This is a genomic window from Comamonas testosteroni, from assembly GCF_014076415.1.
Classification (GTDB): domain Bacteria; phylum Pseudomonadota; class Gammaproteobacteria; order Burkholderiales; family Burkholderiaceae_C; genus Comamonas; species Comamonas testosteroni_F.
The window spans coordinates 5,920,336-5,943,463 of record NZ_CP043568.1 but is presented as its reverse complement, the minus strand read 5'-3'; the positions used below and the strand labels follow the sequence as shown (position 1 = coordinate 5,943,463).

General features: G+C 63.3%; 19 protein-coding genes. 9 read left to right on the top strand and 10 right to left on the bottom strand.

The window, feature by feature from the left end:
• The first annotated feature begins 494 nt into the window (after positions 1-494).
• The 4 genes from rpmH (at position 495) to yidC (ending at position 3,256) form a co-directional block, all read left to right on the top strand.
• Positions 495-629 carry a 50S ribosomal protein L34 gene (gene rpmH, locus F0P97_RS27365; protein WP_003060014.1) on the top strand — a complete coding sequence of 45 codons (135 nt, stop codon included), beginning with the start codon at positions 495-497 and terminating at the stop codon, positions 627-629.
• Positions 630-693: 64 nt separating this feature from the next.
• Complete coding sequence (locus F0P97_RS27360; RefSeq protein WP_182285118.1) at positions 694-1,251, top strand: ribonuclease P protein component; 558 nt, start codon at positions 694-696, stop codon at positions 1,249-1,251.
• The gene (gene yidD / locus F0P97_RS27355; RefSeq protein WP_003064792.1) at positions 1,248-1,547 is read left to right on the top strand and encodes a membrane protein insertion efficiency factor YidD; all 300 of its coding nucleotides are present in this window, start codon (positions 1,248-1,250) and stop codon (positions 1,545-1,547) included. Before F0P97_RS27360 ends, yidD begins: the two co-directional genes overlap by 4 nt.
• A complete protein-coding gene (gene yidC, locus F0P97_RS27350) occupies positions 1,544-3,256 on the top strand; it encodes a membrane protein insertase YidC (RefSeq protein ID WP_182285117.1) in 1,713 nt (570 codons plus the stop codon). The genes yidD and yidC overlap by 4 nt, the downstream gene beginning before the upstream one ends.
• Positions 3,257-3,344: 88 nt before the next feature.
• On the opposite strand, the gene mnmE is transcribed toward yidC, so the two are convergent.
• Positions 3,345-4,772, bottom strand: coding sequence for a tRNA uridine-5-carboxymethylaminomethyl(34) synthesis GTPase MnmE (gene mnmE / locus F0P97_RS27345; protein WP_182285116.1), 1,428 nt, complete (start codon positions 4,770-4,772; stop codon positions 3,345-3,347).
• A 281-nt stretch (positions 4,773-5,053) separates the two neighbouring features.
• Between mnmE and F0P97_RS27340 the strand changes: the two genes are divergently transcribed.
• Positions 5,054-7,363: an NADP-dependent malic enzyme gene (locus F0P97_RS27340; protein WP_003064782.1), complete on the top strand. Its 2,310-nt coding sequence runs from the start codon at positions 5,054-5,056 to the stop codon at positions 7,361-7,363.
• A 68-nt stretch (positions 7,364-7,431) separates the two neighbouring features.
• Here the strand turns inward: F0P97_RS27340 and F0P97_RS27335 are convergent, their stop codons facing one another.
• From F0P97_RS27335 to F0P97_RS27315, 5 genes are all read right to left on the bottom strand, one after another.
• Positions 7,432-7,581 (bottom strand): hypothetical protein, encoded by a 150-nt coding sequence (locus tag F0P97_RS27335; RefSeq protein WP_182285115.1) that lies wholly within the window; start codon positions 7,579-7,581, stop codon positions 7,432-7,434.
• Positions 7,582-7,717: 136 nt separating this feature from the next.
• Positions 7,718-8,485 carry a tyrosine-protein phosphatase gene (locus F0P97_RS27330; RefSeq protein ID WP_182285114.1) on the bottom strand — a complete coding sequence of 256 codons (768 nt, stop codon included), beginning with the start codon at positions 8,483-8,485 and terminating at the stop codon, positions 7,718-7,720.
• 155 nt (positions 8,486-8,640) lie between these two features.
• A complete protein-coding gene (locus F0P97_RS27325) occupies positions 8,641-10,182 on the bottom strand; it encodes a class I adenylate-forming enzyme family protein (protein WP_182285113.1) in 1,542 nt (513 codons plus the stop codon).
• Between the two features lie 14 nt (positions 10,183-10,196).
• A complete protein-coding gene (locus tag F0P97_RS27320) occupies positions 10,197-11,846 on the bottom strand; it encodes an acyl-CoA dehydrogenase family protein (RefSeq protein ID WP_182285112.1) in 1,650 nt (549 codons plus the stop codon).
• An 85-nt stretch (positions 11,847-11,931) separates the two neighbouring features.
• Positions 11,932-13,176 carry a branched-chain amino acid ABC transporter substrate-binding protein gene (locus F0P97_RS27315; RefSeq protein WP_182285111.1) on the bottom strand — a complete coding sequence of 415 codons (1,245 nt, stop codon included), beginning with the start codon at positions 13,174-13,176 and terminating at the stop codon, positions 11,932-11,934.
• 168 nt (positions 13,177-13,344) lie between these two features.
• On the opposite strand from F0P97_RS27315, the gene F0P97_RS27310 reads away from it, so the two are divergent.
• The gene (locus F0P97_RS27310; protein WP_182287329.1) at positions 13,345-13,938 is read left to right on the top strand and encodes a TetR/AcrR family transcriptional regulator; all 594 of its coding nucleotides are present in this window, start codon (positions 13,345-13,347) and stop codon (positions 13,936-13,938) included.
• Between the two features lie 65 nt (positions 13,939-14,003).
• On the opposite strand, the gene F0P97_RS27305 is transcribed toward F0P97_RS27310, so the two are convergent.
• The gene (locus tag F0P97_RS27305) at positions 14,004-16,940 is read right to left on the bottom strand and encodes a DNA topoisomerase III (protein ID WP_182285110.1); all 2,937 of its coding nucleotides are present in this window, start codon (positions 16,938-16,940) and stop codon (positions 14,004-14,006) included.
• A gap of 117 nt (positions 16,941-17,057) precedes the next feature.
• On the opposite strand from F0P97_RS27305, the gene F0P97_RS27300 reads away from it, so the two are divergent.
• The 3 genes from F0P97_RS27300 (at position 17,058) to F0P97_RS27290 (ending at position 19,529) form a co-directional block, all read left to right on the top strand.
• Positions 17,058-17,564, top strand: a complete 507-nt coding sequence (locus F0P97_RS27300) for an SET domain-containing protein (protein ID WP_034351085.1) — start codon at positions 17,058-17,060, stop codon at positions 17,562-17,564.
• A 160-nt stretch (positions 17,565-17,724) separates the two neighbouring features.
• Positions 17,725-18,555 (top strand): biotin--[acetyl-CoA-carboxylase] ligase, encoded by an 831-nt coding sequence (locus F0P97_RS27295; RefSeq protein ID WP_182285109.1) that lies wholly within the window; start codon positions 17,725-17,727, stop codon positions 18,553-18,555.
• A gap of 164 nt (positions 18,556-18,719) precedes the next feature.
• Positions 18,720-19,529 (top strand): SPOR domain-containing protein, encoded by an 810-nt coding sequence (locus F0P97_RS27290; protein ID WP_182285108.1) that lies wholly within the window; start codon positions 18,720-18,722, stop codon positions 19,527-19,529.
• 89 nt (positions 19,530-19,618) lie between these two features.
• Here the strand turns inward: F0P97_RS27290 and F0P97_RS27285 are convergent, their stop codons facing one another.
• From F0P97_RS27285 to F0P97_RS27275, 3 genes are all read right to left on the bottom strand, one after another.
• A complete protein-coding gene (locus F0P97_RS27285; protein ID WP_182285107.1) occupies positions 19,619-20,596 on the bottom strand; it encodes a tripartite tricarboxylate transporter substrate binding protein BugE in 978 nt (325 codons plus the stop codon).
• A 220-nt stretch (positions 20,597-20,816) separates the two neighbouring features.
• Positions 20,817-22,259 (bottom strand): sensor histidine kinase, encoded by a 1,443-nt coding sequence (locus tag F0P97_RS27280; protein WP_182285106.1) that lies wholly within the window; start codon positions 22,257-22,259, stop codon positions 20,817-20,819.
• A gap of 109 nt (positions 22,260-22,368) precedes the next feature.
• A complete protein-coding gene (locus tag F0P97_RS27275) occupies positions 22,369-23,046 on the bottom strand; it encodes a response regulator transcription factor (RefSeq protein ID WP_003064757.1) in 678 nt (225 codons plus the stop codon).
• Between the last annotated feature and the right edge of the window lie 82 nt (positions 23,047-23,128).

The following is a 23,128-nucleotide window of genomic DNA, read 5'->3' as shown; positions in this document are numbered from 1 at the left end:
TGTCAAAAGTCTAATTGTGGATAGGAGGAACAGTTGCGGGGTTGGTATTGTAGCTTTTGCGGAAGTTATCCACAAAATATCAGAAGGCTGTCCCCGACTCCGGTGCGCTATAGGCTGCACATCCTAATAGATCGGCAGCCTGCTGTTTGTAAAGAATCTCCGGGCCGCGCAGGTGCTTGACGGGATACCCCGTGAGTCCTTAGCAAATTCAAGGGTCATTGCATCAAAGGCGCAACGCTGTGATAATCCCCGGTTTCCCTGAATGTGTTCAGGGTGATATGAGCCGGGCGCCTTTTTTGTGCGCGCGCGCCCAGTTGCTTTAGGCGCTGTGGCGGGTGCTTTGTTCCGTTTGTTGCCTTCTGGTCCGATGACATGCACGGCATGTGAAAAAATATCGGATTTGGCGGTGACAGTGTGCGGCGCAAAACCGGAATGGTCGGGCGCAAACATGGCGCCTTGCCGACGCAAATACTGAACCTTCTCAAGGAACCAACATGAAACGTACTTACCAACCTTCCAAGATCCGCCGCGCCCGTACCCACGGTTTCCTGGTCCGCATGAAGACCAAGGGTGGCCGTGCCGTGATCAACGCACGTCGCGCCAAGGGCCGCAAGCGTCTGGCCGTCTAAGGCCGGCGTTGGCTAGCGGTCTGCTCATTCGCTGCGCTGAAGGCCTCTGAACGGAGGCTCTCCTATGCAAAGGCTGAAAACGCGTCCGCAATTCCAGGCCACCATGTCCGCGGGCACGATTGCCCGTACCCCGCACTTCGCCCTGCATCGCATGGAGCTGGTGGCCGAGGTTCACGACATGGTTGCCAACCCCAGGACAGGGCCCGGATCGGACGATCCGCAGGCCCTGTTTGGCATTGGCGCCGTGCGCAAGCAGGCCTGGCTGGGTGCCATGGTGCCCAAGCGCTGGGCACGCCGCTCGGTCACGCGCCACACCATCAAGCGCCAGATCTATGCGGTGTCCTCGGATTACGAAGACGCCCTGCTGTGTGCTTCCCATGTGGTGCGCCTGCGCTCGGGGTTTGACCGTAAGCAATTCGTCAGTGCAACTTCTGATCAGCTCAAGGCAGCGGTCCGCAAGGAACTGCAACAGCTTTTTGCGACCGGGGCGCGCCGCCTGACGCAGGCCCGTCAGGCCGCTGAGGCGGAGGTGGATTTGAAGAAAAATTCACCTCAGGCCACTGATGGTAGAGCGCAAGAAGCTACTGATTCAATAGCTAATCAGCCGGAGAACCAGCCATGATGCAGCGACTGCTCATGGCTGTAGTGCGTGGCTACAGGCTGCTGCTCAGTCCCTGGCTGGGCTCGGCCTGTCGCTTCGAGCCGACCTGCTCGGCCTATTCCCTTCAAGCGCTGGAGCAACACGGCGCTGCGGTAGGCTCTTATCTGACGGTGCGCCGGCTGGCGCGTTGTCATCCGTGGTGTGACGGAGGGCATGATCCCGTGCCACAGCAAAAGCCCAGGCTGTTTTCCTTTCTGGACGATGCCTCGGACTCTTCCGCGACCACCCAACCTTCCTCACCTAAGAAGTCTTCATGAACGATATTCGCCGCACCATACTGTGGGTGATATTTGGCTTTTCCATGGTTTTGCTCTGGGACAAGTGGCAAATCCATAACGGCAAAAAGCCCACCTTCTTCCCATCGCCGCAGACGGTCAGTGCGCCTGCTGCGGCTGATGTCAAGCCTGCTGACGTCAGCGTGCCCCAGCCCGCCGCTGCCGCCTCTGCTGGCGACGTGCCCGGTGCTGCCAATGCCGCAGCTCAGCCCGCGGCAGCCGTGACGCCCCGTCAGGACGTGATCGTGGGCAGCGATGTGATGCGCCTGACCTTCGACAGCGAAGGCGGCACGCTAAAGGCTTCCGAGCTGCTCAAGTACTCCGACACCGCGGATGACAAGAAGCTCATGCAGGTGTTCGAGGAAAATGCCAAGCGCGTCTACCTGGGACAGACCGGCCTGATCGGCGGCAACTTCCCCACGCACAAGACTCCCATGACCGTGATGCCCGGCGAGCGCGAGCTCAAGGACGGTCAGGACAGCGTGCAGGTGCGCTTCGAGTCCGCCGATCTGGGTGGTGTGAAGCTGGTCAAGACCTTCACGCTCAAGCGCGGCTCCTATGCCGTCGATGTGCAGCACGATGTGGTCAACACCGGCTCTGCCGCCGTGAACCCCCAGCTGTACATGCAGCTGGTGCGCGACGGCAACAAGCCCGAGCATGAGTCCAGCTTCTATTCCACCTTCACCGGTCCGGCTGTCTATACCGAAGCCAAGAAGTACCACAAGGTCGAGTTCAAGGACATCGAGAACGGCAAGGCCGAAGTCGACAAGGCATCTTCCAATGGCTATGTGGCCATGGTGCAGCACTACTTCGCCAGCGCCTGGCTGCTGGCCGACGGCATCCAGCGCGACAACTTCGTGCGCAAGGTGGGTGACAACCTCTACGCCGTGGGCATGATCACGCCCGTGGGCACCGTGGAGCCCGGCCAGACCAAGACCGTGAGCTCGCGTCTGTTCTCCGGCCCTCAGGTCGAGCCCATGCTGGAAAAGCTCTCGCCCGGTCTGGAACTGGTCAAGGACTATGGCTGGCTGACAATTCTGGCCAAGCCTCTGTACTGGCTGCTGTCGGAACTGCACAAGTTCATCGGCAACTGGGGCTGGTCCATCGTGGCCCTGGTGGTGCTGCTGAAGATTGCCTTCTACTGGCTCAACGCCAAGGCCTACTCCTCAATGGCCAAGATGAAGGCCATCAACCCCCGCATTCAGGAAATGCGCGAGCGTCTGAAGGACAAGCCCCAGCAGATGCAGCAGGAGATGATGCGCATCTACCGCGAGGAGAAGGTCAACCCCATGGGCGGCTGCCTGCCCATCGTCATTCAGATCCCTGTCTTCATGGCTCTGTACTGGGTGCTGCAGTCCAGCGTGGAAATTCGCAACGCGCCCTGGATTGGCTGGATTCACGACCTTTCGGTGCCGGATCCCTTCTTCATCCTGCCGCTGCTGATGACTCTGTCCTCGCTGCTGCAGACTGCCCTGAACCCCGCTCCTCCTGACCCCATGCAGGCCAAGATGATGTGGATCATGCCGCTGATGTTCAGCGTGATGTTCTTCTTCTTCCCCTCGGGTCTGGTGCTGTACTGGCTGACGAACAACATTCTGTCGATCGCTCAGCAGTGGATCATCAACAAGCGCATGGGCGTGCCGCCTCAGTTCAACCTGCCCAAGTTCGGCAAGGCTGCCGAAGGCAAGTAAGCACGGCGCCAGCGCCAACAAGAACGCCACCTGAAAAGGTGGCGTTTTTTATGCCCGCTCGAACAAGGCGGCGGGCCTGCCTGCTGCCTTACTTGCCGATGCAGAAGCTGGAGAAGATCACCCCCAGCAGGTCGTCGGAGCTGAATTCGCCGGTAATCGAGTTCAGCGACAGCTGGGCCAGGCGCAGCTCCTCGGCCAGCAGGTCCAGATGGGCGGATTGCGCCGCCAACTGCTCGTCGGCCATCTCCAGGTGGGCATCCACGGCCTGCAGGGCTTCCACATGGCGGGCGCGGGCCAGGTACAGGCCTTCGGGGGCGGATTGCCAGCCCGCCACTTCCAGCAGCCGCTTGCGCAGCGCATCCAGGCCATCGCCGGTACGGGCCGACAAGGCGATCTGCTCGGCATTGAGCTGGGCGGTGTGGCGGGACTGCACGTCGGCAGCCGCCATATCGGTCTTGTTCCAGACATGGATGACCGGCACCTGTGCGGGCAGCTTGTCCTGCAGGGTGCGGGCGATATCGGCATCGGCCGCCGCATAGTCGGCCTGTTCCACTCGGGTCAGGTCGTGCAGGAAGAGCACGGCATCGGCCGCTGCAATCTCGTCCCAGGCACGCGCAATGCCAATGCGCTCCACCTCGTCATCGCTGTCACGCAGGCCTGCGGTGTCGATCACATGCAGGGGCACGCCCTCGATCTGGATCGTCTGCTGGACCTTGTCGCGCGTGGTTCCGGCAATCGGGGTGACGATGGCCAGCTCGGCCCCCGCCAGTGCGTTGAGCAGCGAGCTTTTGCCCGCATTGGGCTGGCCGGCGATCACCACCTTGATGCCTTCGCGTAGCAGCGCGCCCTGGTGGGCGCGTGCCAGCACGGCAGTGACCTGGGCGCGCAGGCGCTCCAGCTGGCCAAAGGCGTCGGCCTTCTGCAGAAAGTCGATTTCCTCCTCGGGGAAGTCCAGGGTGGCCTCCACCAGCATGCGCAGATGCACCAGGGCATCGCGCAGCACATGGATTTCCTGCGAGAAGGCTCCCGACAGCGAGCGGCTGGCACTGCGTGCGGCGGCTTCGGTGCTGGCATCGATGAGGTCGGCAATCGCCTCGGCCTGGGCCAGGTCGATCTTGTCGTTGAGAAAAGCGCGCTCGGTGAATTCGCCGGGCTGGGCCAGGCGCAGCCCAGTCAGCACCGGCTTGCCATCTTCATTGGCGCTCTGGGCCGCTTCCAGGCAGCGCGCCAGGAGCAGTTGCAGCACCACAGGGCCGCCATGGGCCTGCAGCTCCAGCACATCCTCGCCCGTGTAGCTGTGCGGGCCGGGAAAGTAGATGGCCAGGCCATGGTCTATGGGCGAGCCGTTCGCATCCCTGAAAGGCAGATAAGTCGCTTCGCGCGGTTTCAGCTCCTTGCCGCAAAGCGTCCGTACCAGCGCAGCAATGCCTTTGCCGGAGACTCGCACAATGCCAACGGCTCCGCGTCCGGGGGCGGTGGCGATGGCGGCAATCGGGTCGTTGTGGCGGGGCAGCATGGGCAGGAGCTTTCAGAGAGGCAGGCAAACAAAGGTCAGCAAGAATCATATCTCTGTGCTCTATGCATTATTTGCATAATGCTATGATTTCGTTTGCATCGTTATTGAACAGTCATGGCTGTTTGACCTTAAACGCCGAGCTGCAACCCCTCTTTTTTTGATAGCGCTCGGCCTACAATCCAAAATCCGATTTCATCGTCCGCAAGAGCACAGGGGCCGGGTAGTGTGCCCATAGAGAGTCCTTACTGCGGATGACTTACTTTGCGAGCTGGAGACCGCTGATGTCCGATACCAAGCCCATTACCTCGATTGACAAACGTGCGTTGCTGCGTCAGGCGGCACTGGAGTATCACGAGTTCCCCAAGCCCGGCAAGGTGGCCATCACGGCAACCAAGCCCATGGCCAATCAGCATGATCTGGCTCTGGCTTACTCGCCCGGCGTGGCTGCACCCTGCGAGGAAATCGTCAAGGACCCCGCTGCGGCCTTCAAATACACCAGCCGCGGCAATCTGGTGGGCGTGATCTCCAATGGCACGGCGGTGCTGGGCCTGGGCGACATCGGCGCGCTGGCCTCCAAGCCGGTGATGGAGGGCAAGGGCGTGCTGTTCAAGAAGTTCGCCGGCGTCGATGTGTTCGATATCGAAATCGACGAAAAGGACCCGCAAAAGCTGGTCGACGTGATTGCTGCCCTGGAGCCCACCTTCGGCGCCATCAACCTCGAAGACATCAAGGCACCCGAGTGCTTCTTCGTGGAGCGCGAGCTGCGCAAGCGCATGAACATTCCCGTCTTCCACGACGACCAGCACGGCACGGCCATCACCGTGGCAGCCGCCATGGTCAATGCGCTCAAGGTAGCGGGCAAGAAGATCGAAGAGGTCAAGCTGGTGGCGTCGGGTGCCGGTGCCGCGGCTCTGGCCTGCCTGAACCTGCTGCTGGAAGTGGGCCTGAAGCGCGAGAACGTGTTCGTGACCGACATCGCCGGCGTGGTCTATGAGGGCCGTACCGAGCTGATGGACCCGGACAAGGCACTGTTTGCCCAGAAGACCGAGTTGCGCACGCTGGGTGAGGTGATCGAGGGCGCCGACGCCTTCCTGGGCCTGTCCGCCGGCAACGTGCTCAAACAGGACATGGTCAAGAAGATGGCGGCCAGGCCCATCATCTTCGCGCTGGCCAACCCCAACCCGGAAATCATTCCTGAAGATGTGAAGGCGGTGCGCGACGATGCCATCATCGCCACGGGCCGCACGGACTACCCCAACCAGGTCAACAACGTCCTGTGCTTCCCCTACATCTTCCGTGGTGCGCTGGACTGCGGTGCGACCACCATCACCACCTCGATGGAGATCGCCTGCGTGCACGCGATTGCCGCGCTGGCCCAGGCCGAGCAGTCCGAAGAAGTGGCTGCCGCCTATGTGGGCGAGGTGCTGAGCTTCGGCCCCGAGTACCTGATTCCCAAGCCCTTCGATCCGCGCCTGATGCTGATCGTGGCACCCGCCGTGGCCCAGGCTGCGGCCGAAGCCGGTGTGGCCAAGCGCCCCATCCAGGACATGGATGCCTACCGCGAGCATCTGAAGACCTTTGTCTACGCCTCCGGCACCATGATGAAGCCCATCGTGCATGCCGCCAAAAAGGCCACCAAGAAGCGCGTGGCCTATGCCGAGGGCGAGGAAGAGCGCATCCTGCGCGCGGCCCAGATCGTGGTGGACGAACGCATTGCGCGCCCGACACTGATCGGCCGTCCCGCCATCATTGCCCAGCGCATCGAGAAGTTCGGCCTGCGCATGAAGGAAGGTGCCGACTACGACGTGGTCAATGTCGAGCATGACGAGCGCTACCGCGACTTCTGGCAGAGCTATCACCGCATGACGGAGCGCAAGGGCATCACCGCGCCCATCGCCAAGATCGAAATGCGCCGCCGCCTGACGCTGATCGGCTCCATGCTGCTGCACAAGGGCGAGGTCGATGGCCTGATCTGCGGTACCTGGAACAACACCAATGTGCACCTGAACTACATCGATCAGGTCATCGGCAAGCGCAGCGGCGTGGCCACCTATGCCTGCATGAACGGCCTGCTGCTGCCCGAGCGTCAGGTGTTCCTGGTCGACACCCACGTCAACTACGACCCCACGGCCGAGCAACTGGCCGAGATCACCATCATGGCTGCCGAGGAAATGATGCGTTTCGGCATCAAGCCCAAGGCTGCGCTGCTGAGCCACTCCAACTTTGGCTCCAGCAACCAGCCCAGCGCCATCAAGATGCGCCAGACTCTGGAGCTGCTGCGCGAGCAGGCGCCCTGGCTGGAAGTGGATGGCGAAATGCACGGCGATGTGGCTTTGGACGGCAAGGCCCGCGCCAAGCTCATGCCCAACAGCACGCTGCTGGGTGATGCCAACCTGCTGGTCTCGCCCAATATCGATGCCGCCAACATCAGCTACAACCTGCTCAAGCAGGCTGCTGGCGGCGGCATCGCCGTGGGCCCGGTGCTGCTGGGGGCTGCCAAGCCCGTGCATGTGCTGACTCCCAGCACCACGGTGCGCCGCATCGTGAACATGACGGCGCTGACCGTGGCCGACGCCAACGTCAGCCGTTAATCGCGCGCCAAAGCAAAAGCCCGCCTTGCAGCAAGCAGGGCGGGCTTTTTTGTGCCTTGCGGCGGGGCTTACCAGGTACGGCTGACGCCTGCGTCCACCGTGCCGAAGATTTCCACGCCGCCGGAGCCGCTGGAGCTGGAGGAGGCCGGCATGGTGCCGGAGCAGGCCGTCAGCGCCAGCGTGGCGGCGGCTGCGGCCAGGGAGAGCCATTTGCGCATCTGATTTCCTTGTCCGCATCCATTGCGGCTTGTGGCCCCATGGTAGCGGGCCCGGGATACCCTGCCGTAACAGCTTGTTATGCCTGAAATTGGGTTAAACCTATACAGGGAAAGCGTTTGCAGCTATCAAAGTTGATCAGGTCTCCAGATACAGCTTGGCCAGCCGCTCGCGCGCGGCGCCATCCACACCCAGCACCTGGCTCAGATAGCGGTCCACGCTCCCATGCTGGGCACGCACCACATCGACCGAGGCCATCAGGTAGGACGGCTGCACGCGCCACAGCGCATCCAGTGCCTCTTCGGACAGCTGGCCGTACATCTGGGCCGGGCGTTTGAAGTACTGATTGGTCAGCAGATAGTCTTCCATGATCTGCTCCTCGTCCACGCCCAGGGCCGTCAGCAGCAGGGCTGCGGCCCAGCCTGTGCGGTCCTTGCCGGCCGTGCAGTGAAAGACCAGCGGTGCATCGCTGAGCTGCAGCAGCGCGAGGAACTGTGCAAAGCGATTGCCGTACACGTTCACAAAGCTGCGATAGGTGTCATGCATCAGCTCCTCGGTATCGCGGCTGCTGAGTTTGCGGCCCTGCTCCATCATGGACTGGGCGCGCTGCACTACCGTGGGCTCGACGACCAGGGCATGGCGCTCGATCCTGGGCCAGTCATAGGAAAGATGCGCGCTTTCGCCTTCGCCGCGAAAGTCCGCGCTGCGGTGGATGCCCAGCTTTTGCAGCTGTTCCAGGTCCTGCTGCGTCAGATGCGCCAGATGGGCAGAGCGGTACAGCTTGCCCCATTGCAGGCGGCGGCCGTCCAGGCCCCGATATCCGCCCAGATCACGGAAATTGGAGGCTCCCGAGAGGGAGACTTGGCGCGCCGGGCGCTCCGTCAGCAGGTCGTGGTTCAGTTGCATATCACTGCTTATAGCGGATTGCAAAGACCCGTCCATGTCATCCGTGTTACCCGGGCGCGGCACCAGGAGCGTCGGCCCGGACGGAAAGCGCCGCATGCCCGGGACATGCGGCGCCGAACCTGCACTAGAGCCGTCTTGCGACAGTGTCTTGGCACTCAATGGCCGCTCGCACTGCCTCGCAGCATATGCTTGAGCAGCTTGCCGGTCGCGGTGCGCGGCAGCGTGTCACGGAACTCGAAGATGCGCGGAATCTTGTAGCGCGCCAGCTGCGGGGCCATGAACTCGCGCAGGGCCTCCTGCTCCAGCAACTTGCCGGGCTTGAGGGTCAGCACCGCCACCACGGTCTCGCCCCATTCGGGATGAGGGCGGCCGATGACGGCCACGTCCTGCACATCGGGGTGGGCGCAGAGCACGTCTTCCACTTCCTTGGAGTAGACGTTCTCGCCACCCGTAACGATCATGTCCTTGAGCCTGTCCACGATGTAGAGATAGCCGTCCGCATCCCTGCGCGCCAGGTCGCCGCTGCGATACCAGCCCTGGTCGTCTAGCACGGCGGCCGTGGCCTCAGGGCTGTCCAGATAGCCCTGCATCATGGCCGCGGAGCGCAGGCAGATCTCGCCCACCTCGTCGGGGCCGCACAGGCTGCCATCCAGGCGGCGCAGTTCCAGTTCCACGCCGGGTATGGTGCTGCGACCGATGGAGCCCGGCTTGGTCAAGGCTTCTTCGGGATAGAGCATGCTGCCCAGCGGGCCGGATTCGGTCATGCCATAGACTTGCATGAAGCGGTCGCTGCGATAGGCCTGGGCCAGCTTGCGAACCATCTCCGCGCCCAAGGGGCCGCCGCCATAGGTCCACAGTCGAATGGCGCTGAAGTCGTAGCTGGCCACATCCGGCACCACGGCCAGCGGGGCCAGAAAGGCGATCGGTGCGCCGAAGGTGAAGCTGATGCGCTCGCGCTGCAGCGTCTCCAGAAACTCCCTGGGCGCATATTCGCGCATCAGCACGGCGGTGCCGCCCATGAGCAAGGTGCCCAGAAACCAGTTGTTCAGTGGCGATGAGTGCCAGATGGGCATGGCGATCAGCGTGCGCTCCATGGGCGACAGCGAGGTGGCGGCGGCCGTGCACAGGGCTGCGTGGAAGACATTGGCGTGGCTGTGCAGGCAGCCCTTGGGCTGGCCCGTGGTGCCCGAGGTATAGAGGATTTCGGCCAGCGTTTCCGGTGCCGGATGGCCATGCTCGTCGTAGCAGGGGGTGGCCTGCGCCAGCAGCTCATCGAAGCAGTCCACGCCTTCGGCGGCAGAAGCCGTGCTCAGCCAGCGCAGTTCTGCCTCCGGCTGCAGTTCGGCCTGTACCGTTGCGATCAGCGATGCGCGCGCTCCATCCACAATGCACAGCCGTGCGCCTGAGTGGCGCAGTATGTAGGCAACTTCCGGGGCCTGCAGCTTGTGGTTGATGGGCACGACGGCGGCACCCAGCCGCCAGGCGCCGAATAGTGCGAATGCAAAGCCCGGGGTGTTGAAGCACAGCAGACCTAGCTTGTCGCCCTGGCGCACGCCTTGCGCGCGGAGCACGGCAGCGGCGCGATGGCTGGCCTCGGCCAGTGCGGCATAGCTCCAGTCCTGGCCGTCGGCGCGCAGGGCCAGTTTTTCGGGGCGCGTGCGCGCCTGCTGGTCGAGCAGGGAAATGAAATTCATCATGGCTGGCGTCCTCCTCAGCCGGTCCAGGCATTGCGCAGCAGGGCGGCCGGGTCGTTGCTGCCGCAGGCAACACCTGCCACCGGGCCCCAGTCCGGGTCGAAGCGGCTGCCGAGAAAGGCCGCAGCACTGTCGCTGCTTGCATGCTGCAGCATCAGCGTGGCTTGCACCGTGATGGCCAGGCGCTGGGTGAAGCGGCGAGCCTCGCGCTCCAGCTCCTGCGGAGGCAGGGTGACGGCCTGGCGCAGCTTGTCCACCTGCGCACGCAGCACGGCCTCTTCTGAACCGACTTCACGCAGATGGTCCAGCAGCAGATGGGCGTCTTCCGGGTTGCGGGCAATGGCGCGCAGCACATCCAGGCACATGACGTTGCCCGAGCCCTCCCAGATGGAGTTGACGGGGGCCTCGCGGAACAAGCGCCCCATGGGGCCGGTCTCCACATAGCCGTTGCCGCCGAAGACTTCCATGGCTTCGCCGGTGTAGCCCACGGCACGCTTGCAGTTCCAGAACTTGGCGGCAGGCGTGACGATGCGGCGCCAGGCCTGATCCAGGGCGTCTTCGGAGCCAAAGCGTGCAGCCAGATCCATGGCCAGCCAGGTGGCAGCTTCGGATTCCAGTGCCATGTCGGCGAGCAGGCCGGTCATCACCGGCTGTTCGGCCAGCGGCAGGCCGAAGGCATGGCGGTTGCGCGTGTAGTGCAGGGCCTGCACCAGTGCCTGGCGCATGAAGCCGGCACTGGACAGCGCGCAGTCCAGACGGGTGTAGGTGGCCATTTCGATGATGGTGGAAATGCCCCGCCCTTCCTGGCCGATGAGCACGCCCCAGGCGTTGTCGAACTCCACTTCGCTGCTGCTGTTGGAGCGGTTGCCCACCTTGTCCTTGAGGCGCTGGATGTGAATGGCGTTCTTGCTGCCGTCGGGCCGCCAGCGCGGCACGAAAAAGCAGGCGGGACCGCGTTCCTCGGTCTTGGCCAGCACCAGATGTCCGTCGCACATGGGGGCCGAGAAGAACCATTTGTGGCCGGTGATCAGGTATTCCTCGCCCCAGGGACCGCTGCTGCCCGATGGATTCAAGGCCACGGCACGCGTGGTGTTGCTGCGCACATCGCTGCCGCCCTGGCGCTCCGTCATGCCCATGCCCACGGTGATGGAACGCTTGCCCTCTGCGGGAATGTCGCGCGCGTCGTAATCGGTGGATTCCAGCAGCGGCCCCAGCACCGCATTGAGCTGGGGGTTGATACGCACCAGCGGAATGCTGGCCTTGGTCATGGTGGTCGGGCAACCCGAGCCGGACTCGATCTGGCTGTGCATGAACAGCGATGCACCATAGGCTGGCCAGGCCGTCTGCCGCTGGTCGGTGAAGGGCAGGTTGGAGATGCCGTTGCGCCGTGCAATCGTCATCATCTGGTGCCATGCGGGGTGAAAGCGCACCTGGTCGATACGGTCGCCCGAGGGCGAATGCGTGTGCAGCTCGGGCTCGAAGTGGTTGGCTTCTTCTGCGGCGCGCAGCGTGGCTTCGGCGCCATATTCCGCGCCCTGGCGTTGCAGCTCCGGGTCGCGCCACTGTGCGCCGCCGCGTGTCACGGCACGCTGCAGCACCGGGTCGCTGGTGTAGACGTTGTAGTCCTTGAGCTCCGGAGCCTGGTTATGGGGATGGATGCCAGTCATGATGTCTCCTCCTTCTGAGGTGGGTGGCCCTGTCCGCAGAGGGGCTCAGGGCGTTGTGATTTCTGGGGTACGCCAGGCAGGCGGTTCAGGAGGGCCGCTTCATGGTGCAGCTGGTGTCCAGGCTGGATGCCTGTGCGGAAACCGTGCTGACGGGCTTCCATCCCAGGCCCGTTCCTTCCTGGTCATGCACCACCGTCTTGCCGTCCACTTTTTCCCAGCTCAGCACATGGATGGGTTGCTGGGCCTGGTGGTCGCTCTTGCGCATTTCCACGGGGCCGTTGAGGCCTTCGAAGCGCATGCCCGACATCCTGGCCGCCACGGCGGCAGGTTCCACGGACTTGGCCTCGCGCATGGCCTGGGCCAGCATCAGCATGGCGTTGTGGCCCAGGCCGTTGATGAAGTCCTCGTTGAACTGGCGCTTGAAGCCCGGCAGCAGCGGGCTGCTCATCAGCGGCTCAGAGTTGGGGCTGAAGGCCGAGATCAGCTTGACCCGGCCCTGTCCAGCTGCACCCATGGCGCTGGGCACGCCGAAGTTGTTGCCGTTGAGGGTGTAGAAGTCCGCGCTCAGACCCGCTTCGCGAGCAGCCCGCACGATCAGCGCCAGATCGGCGCCGAAGTCCGCAGTGATGACGGCATCGGCCCCGGATTGCTTGATCTTGGCGATATAGGGGGAGTAATCCTTGACCTGGCCCAGCGGGTGGAGGTCATCGCCCACGATCTTCAGGTCGGGGCGCTTGGCCGCCAGCATGCTGCGTGCGGCGCGCGAGACTTCCTGGCCATAGGCATAGTTGGGGTTGAGCAGAAAGACCTGCTTCACCTGCTTTTGCCCGGCCAGATAGGAGGTCAGCGCGGCCACCTTCATGTCCGAATTCGCATCGGTGCGGAAGTGCCAGTAGCTGCACCTGGCATTGGTCATCTGCGGCGCCTGGGCCGCATAGTTCAGGTAGATGATTTCCTTGCCGGGGTTGCGACCGTTGTGCTTTTCGATGGCCTCCTGCAATGCCAGGCCCACGGCCGAGGAGCTGGCACCCTGCACCACATAGCGGATGTTCTGTCCGATGATGGAGTTGAGCAGGCTCAGCGCCTCCTGTGCGGAGAGGCGGTTGTCGAAGGGCACGATCTCGAACTTCACTGCACCGGCCCAGCCTTGTTCGTTGGCAAGCTTGGCGCTGTACTGGAAGCTCTTGAGTATATTCAGGCCCAATCCCGCCATGGGGCCGCTCATGGTATCCAGCGAGGCAATCTTCACTGTCGTGGCCGGCTGCGCGTGAACGAGTGATGCGCAGGCCAGAACCACTGCCGCCAGGGGAGTGGTAATACGAGGGTGCATGCTTGTCTCCGTCCTCTCATAAGGATTTTTTATTCGCCAGGCCGCAATGCACAATGGCATCGAGGTACCTGTCAAAAATTCTAGGAAACCGTGCAAAAAAGGTGTTCGGATTTGGCCAGCATGAAACCACGCACTCCTTCCACCGCGACAGCAGGGCGTCGCCGCCCTTTGCAGTCCCGCGCGCGGCAGACGTTTCAGGCCCTGCAGGACGCCTTTGTTCGGCTTTTGCTTGAGCGCAGTTACGCGGAAATCACCGTGCGCGAGATCGTCCTGGTGGCGGGCACAGGGCTGGGCAGCTTCTACGAGTATTTCTCGGGCAAGGAAGATCTGGCCAAGGTCTGCCTGCATCTGCGCTCCAAGTCGCTGCTGCTGGGCATTCGCGGCGTGACCGGCAGTCATTCGGGCCAGCCGCTGATGCAGATTGCCGAGGCGGTGATCGAGTCACAGTTGCAGGCGCACCGCGAGCGGGCAGATGAATGGGGTGCCCACTACCTGCTGGAGCGTCACTACTCCACTTCCGAGGCCTACCGCAAGATGTTCGAACGCTGTGTGGATGCCTGGGCCGCAGCCATAGAGCAGGCCGTCGATCTGCCCCCGGACTACCCGGTGCGCGATGCTGCACGGGTGAGCCAGTGCATTCTGTACGGCTTGTTCAATCACAGCTATCTGGCCGCCGATGCACCGCCGGATCTGGATTTGCTGCGCCAGCGCGCCAACACGGCCATATATGGCTATCTGAACGCCTTGCGCTGCGCTGCCTGAAATGAAAAAGACCGCCAGCGGCAAGCCGTGGCGGTCTCTGTGTGTCAGCTTGGCAGGGCTGGCGATCAGCTCACATGCTTGCCCACGATGCCGGCCAGCTCGAACATGCTGATCTGCTCCTTGCCGAACACCGGCTTGAGCTTGGCGTCGGCGTTGATGGCGCGCTTGTCCTTGGCATCCTGCAGGCCGTTGGCCTTGATGTAGTCCCAGAGCTTCTTGATCACGTCGGGGCGCGAGGTCGGCTCGCTGCCGATCACGGCGGCCAGGTCGGCGCTGGGCTTGAGCGTGGCGCTCACGGTGCGGGGCTTCTTCACCGCAGCGGTCTTGGTCGTCGCCTTGGTCGCTGTCTTGGCGGCGGTCTTCTTGGCTGCCGTGCCTGTCTTCTTGGCGGCAGCCGTCGTGGTCTTGGCCGCTGCAGCGCCAGCCGTCTTGCGCGCCGGGTATTTGCCTTCGCGCTGCTCGAACTCGAAGTTCACCTTGCCCGCTGCGCCATCCCAGACCAGGAAGGCCTTGAAGTTGCGGCGCGTGCGGTTGGAGACGAACTTCTCCAGCAGATCGGTCTTGCCGGTCTGCAGCAGCTTGCTCATCTGCTCGCGCTCTATGGGCTGCTGCAGAATGATCTGGCCGCTCTTGAAGTCACAGCTGGGCGTGGTCTGGGCCAGCGTGGGCACGGCCTTGGAGCAGACATAGTTGGCGCCATGCTCGAACACGGGCGAGCCGCACTTGGGGCAGGGGCCCAGGCTTTGCTGGTGGGCAAAGTCCACGATCTCGCCCGTGTCCTCGGAGTCCTTGTCGTCGCCGAAGTCGAATTCCAGCTTGAAGTTGCTGTTTTCCTCGTCACGCACGATGGCGACCTCGGCCACAAACGGCCAGCCGGCCTTGGAGCGGAAGCCTTCCAGCGGGCCGATACGGCGCTCGCGCAGCAGTTGCTCGGCCTCGGCCGTCTCGAAGGTGCGGCCGGCCGGCGATTTGGTGAACGAGAAGCCGCAGCCTTCGCTGGCACCATTGGCGCCTGTGCAGGCATAGCGGCGGTAGTTTTCCTTGACCACGCCGCCGCAGTTGGGGCAGGGTGTGGAAAGCGTCGCATAGTCGCCGGGAATTGTGTCGCGGTCGTATTCCTTGGCCTTCTTGACCAGCTTCTCGGTCATGGCCTGGATCTGCTGCATGAAGGCTTCGCGCGAGAGCTGGCCTTTTTCCATCTGCGACAGCTTGAATTCCCATTCGCCGGTCAGGTCGGCACGGCACAGCTCCTCGACTTCCAGGCCGCGCAGCAGCGTCATCAGCTGGAAGGCCTTGGCCGTGGGGATCAGCTCGCGGCCTTCGCGCAGCATGTACTTTTCCGTCAGCAGGCCTTCAATGATGGCCGCGCGCGTGGCTGGCGTGCCCAGGCCTTTTTCCTGCATGGCTTCGCGCAGCTCGTCGTCGTCGATCTGCTTGCCGGCGCCTTCCATGGCTCCCAGCAGCGTGGCTTCGGAGTAGCGTGCCGGCGGCTTGGTCTTGAGGCCCTTGACATCGGCGTGGTGGGTGCGCGGCTGCTCGCCGGGCTGCACGGCCACCAGGGGCTGGCCCTTGTCGCCTTCCTTGGCGTCCTCCACCTCGTTGGCGGCTTCCTTGCCGTAGATGGCCAGCCAGCCCGGCTTGACCAGCACCTTGCCCTCGGTCTTGAAGCTGTGCTGCTCCACCTTGCTGATGCGCGTGGTGACCTGGTATTCGGCGCTGGGGAAGAACACGGCCATGAAGCGGCGCACGACCAGGTCGTACAGCTTCTGTTCGGCTTCCGACAGGCCGGAGGGGGCCTGGGTGGTCGGGATGATGGCAAAGTGATCCGACACCTTGCTGTTGTCGAACACGCGCTTGGTGGGGCGGATGTAGTTGTCGTTGATGGCCTGCTGGGCAAACGGCGCCAGATGGCGCATGCCGCTGGTGGCCAGCATGTCGAAGGTCTGCTTGGCGACGGGCAGATAATCCTCGGGCAGGGCGCGCGAGTCGGTACGCGGGTAGGTCAGGGCCTTGTGACGTTCGTACAGGCTTTGCGCCAGCGCCAGCGTGGTCTTGGCCGAGAAGCCGAACTTGCCGTTGGCCTCGCGCTGCAGGCTGGTCAGGTCGAAAAGCAGGGGCGATGCCTGCGTGGTGGGCTTGCTTTCCTCGGTGACGGTGGCCGGCTTGCCCTGGACGGCTGCGGCAATCGCTTCGGCCTCGGCCTTGTTCCACAGGCGGTCGGCCTTGGCCTCGGCATCGTCCGATTTCTTCCACTGCGGGTTGAACCACTTGCCCAGGTACTGGCCGGCCTGGGCGTCGAAAGTGCCGTGCACTTCCCAGTAGTCGCGGCTGACGAATTTGCGGATCTTTTCCTCACGCTCCACCACCAGGGACAGGGTGGGCGTCTGCACGCGGCCCACGGTGGTCAGGAAGAAGCCGCCGTCGCGCGAGTTGAAGGCCGTCATGGCGCGCGTGCCGTTGATGCCCACCAGCCAGTCGGCTTCGGAGCGGCTGCGCGCGGCGCTGGCCAGGCCTTGCATCTGCTGGTCGCTGCGCAGATTGTTGAAGCCGTCGCGAATCGCCTGCGGCGTCATGGACTGCAGCCACAGGCGCTTGACGGGTTTGCCCAGGCCCCCTTTGGCGCCGCCCGCGTATTGCTCGATCAGGCGGAAGATCAGCTCCCCCTCGCGGCCCGCGTCACAGGCGTTGATGAGTTCGGTCACATCCTTGCGCTTGGCCTGCTTGACCACGGCGTTCAGGCGGGTCTTGGTCTTGTCCACGGGCTTGAGGTCGAAGCGCGGGGGAATGACCGGCAGATTGGCAAAACTCCATTTGCCGCGCTTGACGTCGAATTCTTCGGGCGCCTGAATCTCCACCAGGTGGCCGACCGCACTGGTCACCACATAGCTGTCGGATTCGAAATAGTCATCGTGTTTTTCGAACTTGCCTGCCACCGGGGTCAGCGCACGGACGATGTCCTGTGCGACAGAAGGCTTCTCTGCAATCACCAGGGTTTTAGTCATTGTGTGTTCTCGTCGTCATTAACCACCTGAACCCGAATCAAAACTCAGGCTCATACAATTCGCTTCTCACGCGCGCGCATGCGCACATGTGTGCATATTCAAAGTATCAGAGAAAACATGCCCCGCACATCACTGGCCTCTTCAACCGGCCGCCGCATCCAGACCCGGCGCTCCGGCGTTCATGGCAAAGGCGTTTTCGCCGCGCAGGATATTGCGGAAGGCGAAACCATTATTGAGTACGTGGGTGAAGTGATTGACTGGCAGGAGGCGCAGGATCGTCATCCGCATGATCCCAGCCAGCCCAATCACACTTTTTACTTTCAGGTCGACGATGAGCGGGTGATAGATGCCACGCACAAGGGCAACTCCTCGCGCTGGATCAACCACAGCTGCGCGCCCAACTGCTACACCGACGAGATCGACGGTCGCGTCTATATCGTGGCGCTGCGCAATATTGCAGCGGGCGAAGAACTGAACTACGACTACGGCCTGATGGTGGAAGAGCGCTATACGGCCAAGCTCAAGGCTGAATATGCCTGCTACTGCGGCGCTGCGAACTGCCGCGGCACCATGCTGGCGCCGAAAAGGGGCTGGAAACCTCCGATGCCTCACGGCACCCCCTGAGCGGCTTTGCCTAGGCGGCCCCGCCGCTTCCCCCTCTCTCGCTTCGCGGGAGGGGGACGATGCCATCGCTGCGGGATGGCCCTGGCTTGGCGTCTCTGGTGTGGGCCGCGTCAGTTTTTTGTCTTGCGTTGCGCCAGTTTTTAGATTTGGATAGATAGAAATGACTCAGCCGATTCACTGGAATGCCGAAGCCTTGTGGGAAGCCATTGCACCGCAGTTGCCGGGCTTCACGGTCGAGGTGCTGCCGACCATCGATTCCTCAAATACCGAAATCATGCGCCGCGCGCGCGACGGGCTGACGGATCCGGTGCTGCTGATTGCCGAGCAGCAAACCCAGGGCCGAGGCCGCCTGGGCCGAAACTGGGTCAGCGGCGTCGGTGATTCGCTGATGTTCTCGCTGGGCCTGCCGCTGGCACCGCGCGACTGGTCGGGGCTGTCATTGGCGGTGGGTGTGAGCGTGGCCGAGAGCCTGCAGCCCCAGCTTCCCGCTGCGGGGGGCGCGCCCAAGATCGGCATCAAATGGCCCAACGATCTGTGGCTGGAGGGCGACCGCAAGCTGGCCGGCATTCTGATCGAGACCGCCAGCTTTGTCGGCGGCCAGCAGCACGATATGACGGCCCCGCGCTATGTGGTGATCGGTATCGGCATCAATGTTCGCCCCCGTGCCGGTGACGGCATGCGCACGGCCCCGGCCTGCCTGCAGGAGCTCGATGCCGCACTGGACGCGCCCACGGCCCTGGCCTGCATATTGCCCAATCTGGTGGCCGAGGTGCAGAGCTTTGCCCTGCATGGCTTTGCTCCGCTGATGCAGCGCTTTGCCCAGCGCGATCTGCTGGCCGGACGCGAGGTGAATCTGAGCGACGGCACGAGCGGCATGGCTCAGGGTGTGGCTGCCGATGGCGGCTTTCTGGTGCGTACCGCGACCGGGCTGCAAGCCGTGACCAGTTCTGAAATCAGCGTGCGTCCGGCTGGCAGCCCGCTGCAGGCTTGAAATGAAGCACCTCCTGAGGCGCTTTGCGCCTTCCTCCTCTCTCTACGCGCTGCGCGCCAGGGCAGAAGGACGCAGCCCTCGCTGCGGGGCGGCGGGGCCGCCCAGGACCTTGCCCGGCTGCCCGCGAGCGGCTGCAGCCCATGGATAACTGATGTGAGAAACCTATGCTGAGAATCGTTTTTCTGCTCTTGCTGCTGGGCAACGCGGGCTACTACATGTGGAGCCACGGCTATCTGGCCGGCATGGGGCTGACACCGGAGTTGCAGTCCGAGCCGCAGCGCCTTCAGGAGCAGATCAGGCCGGATTCCCTGGTGCTGCAACAGCCCGAAGCGGCACAAGCTCCGGCCACCGAACCCGCAAAGACGGCGGAGCCGGAGCCCGAAGCGCCTGCCGTGGACGACAGCGCACCGCCTGCTGCTCCCGAAAGCAAGTCGGATGGCAAACCCGAGGCTGTCACTGCCGCGGCCAGGGAAAGCAAGGACGGCAAGGACACAAAGGATGCCAAGACAGCCATCAAGGAGCCCGAGGCCTGCTATCAGGCCTCAGGTATCGAAGAGGCGCAGGCCGACAGCATTCGCCGCGCGCTGGCGGGCAAATCCAAGAGCGATTGGGAGCTGGTGGCCAGTCATCAGGGCGGGCGCTGGATGGTCTATATGGGCAAGTTCCCCGACGCCGAATTCATGGACCGCAAGCGCGGCGAGCTGCGCCTGATGAATATCGACTTCGACCGCGCCGGCGGCAGTTTCGAGCCCGGTCTGTCGCTGGGGCGTTTTTCGACGGAAGAAGCCGCCCAGCGCCAGCTGGCCACTTTTGCGCGCCAGGGCGTGCGCACCGCGCGCGTGGTGCAGGAGCGCCCCGATGTGACGACCTATGCGTTGCGTCTGCCCAAGGCCACGCCGACCTTGCGCAACGAAGTGGCGGCGCTGGCTGGCAAGAATCTGTTGCCCAAGGCCTTGCAGGCCTGTGCCAAGTAATTTTCGTAGCTGCTATCGCAAGAAAGGCCTGCATTTGCAGGCCTTTTATATTGGAAAACCAGTTGCAACGGGCGCAACCAGCTCCTGTTTTAGTCCAGATGAATATTGGCGACAGCGGCCAGCTTCTTCATCTTGGCCACTTCGCTGGCGATCTGCTTGGTGAAGTCGGCGCTCGATGTGCCCGAGGAGTACAGGCCTTGAGCAGCCATGCGCTGCTTGACGGCGGGGTCCTTGAGTGCGGCAATGATGGCTTTTTGCACACGTTCCACTTGTGCGGCGGGCGTGTTCTTGGGGGCCACCAGGCCGAACCAGGAAGGCTCGTTCAGATCGGGGTGACCGGCCTGCGCATAGGTCTGCACATCGGGCAGCACGTCCAGGCGTTCATGCCAGGACACGGCCAGGGCGCGCACCTTGCCCGACTTGATATGGGGCAGGGACGAGTTCACCTGGTCGAAGTAGACCGGCACCTGGTTGCCCAGCACGTCGTTGATGGCCGGTGCAGAGCCACGGTAGGGAATGTGGTGCATTTCGGTGCCCGTGCTCTTGAGGAACTGGGCGCCCCACATATGGCCGATGGTACCGTTGCCGGGGGTGGCATAGGACACCTTGCCGGGGTTGGCCTTGAGGTAGGCCACAAACTCGGCAAAAGTCTTCACGGGAATCAGCTTGGGGTTGATCACCAGCACGCCGGGAGCCTTGACGATCTCGGTCACGCCCACGAAGTCGTTGATCGCGTCGTAGGGCAGCTTCTTGAACACGGCGGGGTTCACGCCATGGGTGGACAGCGTGGCGATACCGAAGGTCACGCCATCGGTGGCGCGAGCCACTTCGGCCATGCCGATGGAGCCGCCGGCACCGGCCTTGTTTTCAATCACCACGGCCTGGCCGCCCAGCAGCTTGATCAGCACGTCCTGCATGTTGCGGGGCACCATGTCGGTAGGTCCGCCAGCGGGGAAGGGCACGACGATGCGCAGAGGACGCGATGTGTCCTGCGCCATGCTCATGCCGGAGAAAGAAGAAGCGGCTGCGGCCGCAGCGGCGGTGTAGATGAATTGACGTCGTTGCATCAAAAAGCTCCCGGGATCCAGTGATTCCAAATTGTTGTCTTGCGCAGCGCAACTAGCGACTCTTCAGACAACCCATGATCGAATTGATTCTAGGGTAAGCGAGAACTTGCCAGATACGCAGTTTCCGTTACGGGAATCGGGGCAAGCGGGCGCAAAGCCAAGCCTGGCGCGGTTTTTCAGCCTTGGCTGGCACCGAATTGGTGCATTTTTAGGTTGCGCTTCACTGCTGTCCCGGCATGGCCTTGAAGCGCACGGTAAACAGCGCCCCCGGTGGGGCATGACCGGGCCTGGCATCCTGCAGCAGCACTTGCGCCCCATGCTGACGGGCGATTTCCATGACGATGGGCAGGCCCAGACCGGAGCCGTCGGCTTCGGAGCCCAGTGCCCGGTAAAAGGGCTGGAAGATCAGTTCGCGCTCGCCCAGCGGTACGCCGGGGCCGGAGTCCTCGACCTGCAGCAGCAGGATCTGGCCGAAATGATCGGCCTGCACGCGCACGGTGACCATGCCTGGCTGTTCGCTGGTCGATGGTGTGTAGTTGATGGCGTTGTCCACCAGATTGCGCACCAGCTCAGTCAGCAGCGTGGCATTGCCGTTGAGCCAGACGCCGGGCGTGCTGGCACCGGCACCCTCGTAGCCCAGGTCTATGTGCTTGTCCATGGCGCGCGGCAGGCAGTCCTGCACCACGTCGGTGACGATGCGCACGAGGTTGCAGCCCTGCATGGCGGGCACGGCGCTCTCGGCCCGTGCCAGTGCCAGCAGCTGGTTGACAGTATGCGTGGCACGCATGCTTGAGCGGCCGATCTGCGCCAGCGAGCGTTTGAGATCTTCGGTATTGGTGCCCTCGCGTTGGGCCAGGTCGGCCTGCATGCGCAGGCCTGCCAGCGGGGTCTTGAGCTGGTGGGCCGCATCGGCCAGAAAGCGTTTCTGCGTGGCGATGGAGTCGTGCAGGCGCTGCAGCAGATCGTTGACCGAATCGACCAGCGGCACCACCTCCAGCGGCACATCCTTGTGATTGATGGGCGAGAGATCTTCGGGCTTGCGCGCGCGTATGCGTTCTTCGAGCCGGTGCAGCGGCTTGATGCCGCGCGCCAGCGCCAGCCAGACCAGCAGGGCGGCCAGCGGCAGGATGACGAACTGCGGCAGCATCACGCCCTTTATGATTTCCGTGGCCAGCACGCTGCGCTTTTCGCGTGTTTCCGCGACCTGCACCAGGGCGTTGGGCTCGCCGGGCAGGGGCATGCGCACCCAGATATAGGCCACGCGCAGATCGATGCCCTTGTATTCCTCATCGCGCAGCAGCACCGAGCCGGTGGGCGTGTCCTCGTCGACGGCGGGTGGGCGGGGCAGGTCGCGCTCGCCGGCCAGATATTCGCCCCTGGTGCCGCTGACCTGGAAGAACACCGTGTCCGATTCATCGGCGCGCAGGATCTCGCTGGCCGACTGCGGCAGATTGAACTGCACCTTGCCGCGCTGAACGATGACCAGCTGGGCCAGGGCCTGGGCGTTGTACTCCAGCGCGCGATCGAAGGGCTTGTTGGCCAGGCCCTGGGCCACCAGCCAGGTCAGCGCCAGGCTCACGGGCCAGAGCAGCAGCAGTGGCGTGAGCATCCAGTCGAGGATCTCGCCAAAGAGGGATCGCTGCTCACGCTGAAAGATTTTCATGCTTGTAAAACTGGCGTATTCCAACTCAGGGATGGCCAGCAAGGGCCGCCCCGCAGCAAAGGCCATCGTCCCCTCGGGGGAAGCGGCGGGGCCGCCTAGGCGCAGCCGCTCAGGGGGGAGCTATCTTTTCCAGGCAATAACCGAGGCCGCGCACGGTGGCGATGCGGATCGGGCCTTTCTCGATTTTCTTGCGCAGGCGGTGGATATAGACCTCGATGGCATTGTTGCTCACCTCCTCGCCCCATTCGCATAGACGCTCCACCAGCTGGTCCTTGCTGACCAGACGGCCTGCGCGCTGCAGCAGCACCTCCAGCAGGCCCAGCTCGCGCGCCGACAACTCCACCATCTTGCCGTCGATGGTGGCGACCCGGCCGGTCTGGTCATAGACCAGCGGGCCGTGCTTGATGGTGGAGCTGGCGCCGCCCATGCCGCGACGCGTGAGGGCGCGCACGCGCGCTTCCAGCTCGGACAGCGCAAACGGCTTGGCCATGTAGTCGTCGGCACCATAGTCCAGGCCCTGTACGCGCTCTTCGATCGAATCGGCGGCCGTGAGAATCAGCACCGGCAGCGCATCGCCGCGCCCACGCAGGCGCTTGAGCACTTCCAGGCCGTGTACCTTGGGCAGGCCCAGATCGAGAATCAGCAAATCGAATTCGCTGCTGGTCAGCAAGGCGGTATCGGCCTCGCTGCCATTGGCCACATGGCTGACGACGGCGCCCGAGCTGCGCAGCGTGCGCAGCAGGCCGTCTGCCAGCACCTGGTCGTCTTCGGCAATCAGTATGCGCATGTGTGTCTCCTGCTTGTTATGTGTGCCTGTTTGCACTTTTGCTGCCATTGTAGGGATGGCCCATGGCTGTTCGGGGCAATTC

Coding starts and splice junctions, on each gene's coding strand:
- F0P97_RS27330 (WP_182285114.1), bottom strand. CDS start 8,485: ATGCAACTGAACCACGACCTGCTGACGGAGCGCCCGGCGCGCCAAGTC.
- F0P97_RS27290 (WP_182285108.1), top strand. CDS start 18,720: ATGCTGAGAATCGTTTTTCTGCTCTTGCTGCTGGGCAACGCGGGCTAC.
- F0P97_RS27360 (WP_182285118.1), top strand. CDS start 694: ATGCAAAGGCTGAAAACGCGTCCGCAATTCCAGGCCACCATGTCCGCG.
- F0P97_RS27285 (WP_182285107.1), bottom strand. CDS start 20,596: ATGCAACGACGTCAATTCATCTACACCGCCGCTGCGGCCGCAGCCGCT.
- yidC (WP_182285117.1), top strand. CDS start 1,544: ATGAACGATATTCGCCGCACCATACTGTGGGTGATATTTGGCTTTTCC.
- F0P97_RS27300 (WP_034351085.1), top strand. CDS start 17,058: ATGCCCCGCACATCACTGGCCTCTTCAACCGGCCGCCGCATCCAGACC.
- F0P97_RS27275 (WP_003064757.1), bottom strand. CDS start 23,046: ATGCGCATACTGATTGCCGAAGACGACCAGGTGCTGGCAGACGGCCTG.
- rpmH (WP_003060014.1), top strand. CDS start 495: ATGAAACGTACTTACCAACCTTCCAAGATCCGCCGCGCCCGTACCCAC.
- F0P97_RS27315 (WP_182285111.1), bottom strand. CDS start 13,176: ATGCACCCTCGTATTACCACTCCCCTGGCGGCAGTGGTTCTGGCCTGC.
- F0P97_RS27280 (WP_182285106.1), bottom strand. CDS start 22,259: ATGAAAATCTTTCAGCGTGAGCAGCGATCCCTCTTTGGCGAGATCCTC.
- mnmE (WP_182285116.1), bottom strand. CDS start 4,772: ATGCTGCCCCGCCACAACGACCCGATTGCCGCCATCGCCACCGCCCCC.
- F0P97_RS27320 (WP_182285112.1), bottom strand. CDS start 11,846: ATGACTGGCATCCATCCCCATAACCAGGCTCCGGAGCTCAAGGACTAC.
- F0P97_RS27305 (WP_182285110.1), bottom strand. CDS start 16,940: ATGACTAAAACCCTGGTGATTGCAGAGAAGCCTTCTGTCGCACAGGAC.
- F0P97_RS27325 (WP_182285113.1), bottom strand. CDS start 10,182: ATGATGAATTTCATTTCCCTGCTCGACCAGCAGGCGCGCACGCGCCCC.
- F0P97_RS27340 (WP_003064782.1), top strand. CDS start 5,054: ATGTCCGATACCAAGCCCATTACCTCGATTGACAAACGTGCGTTGCTG.
- yidD (WP_003064792.1), top strand. CDS start 1,248: ATGATGCAGCGACTGCTCATGGCTGTAGTGCGTGGCTACAGGCTGCTG.
- F0P97_RS27295 (WP_182285109.1), top strand. CDS start 17,725: ATGACTCAGCCGATTCACTGGAATGCCGAAGCCTTGTGGGAAGCCATT.
- F0P97_RS27335 (WP_182285115.1), bottom strand. CDS start 7,581: ATGCGCAAATGGCTCTCCCTGGCCGCAGCCGCCGCCACGCTGGCGCTG.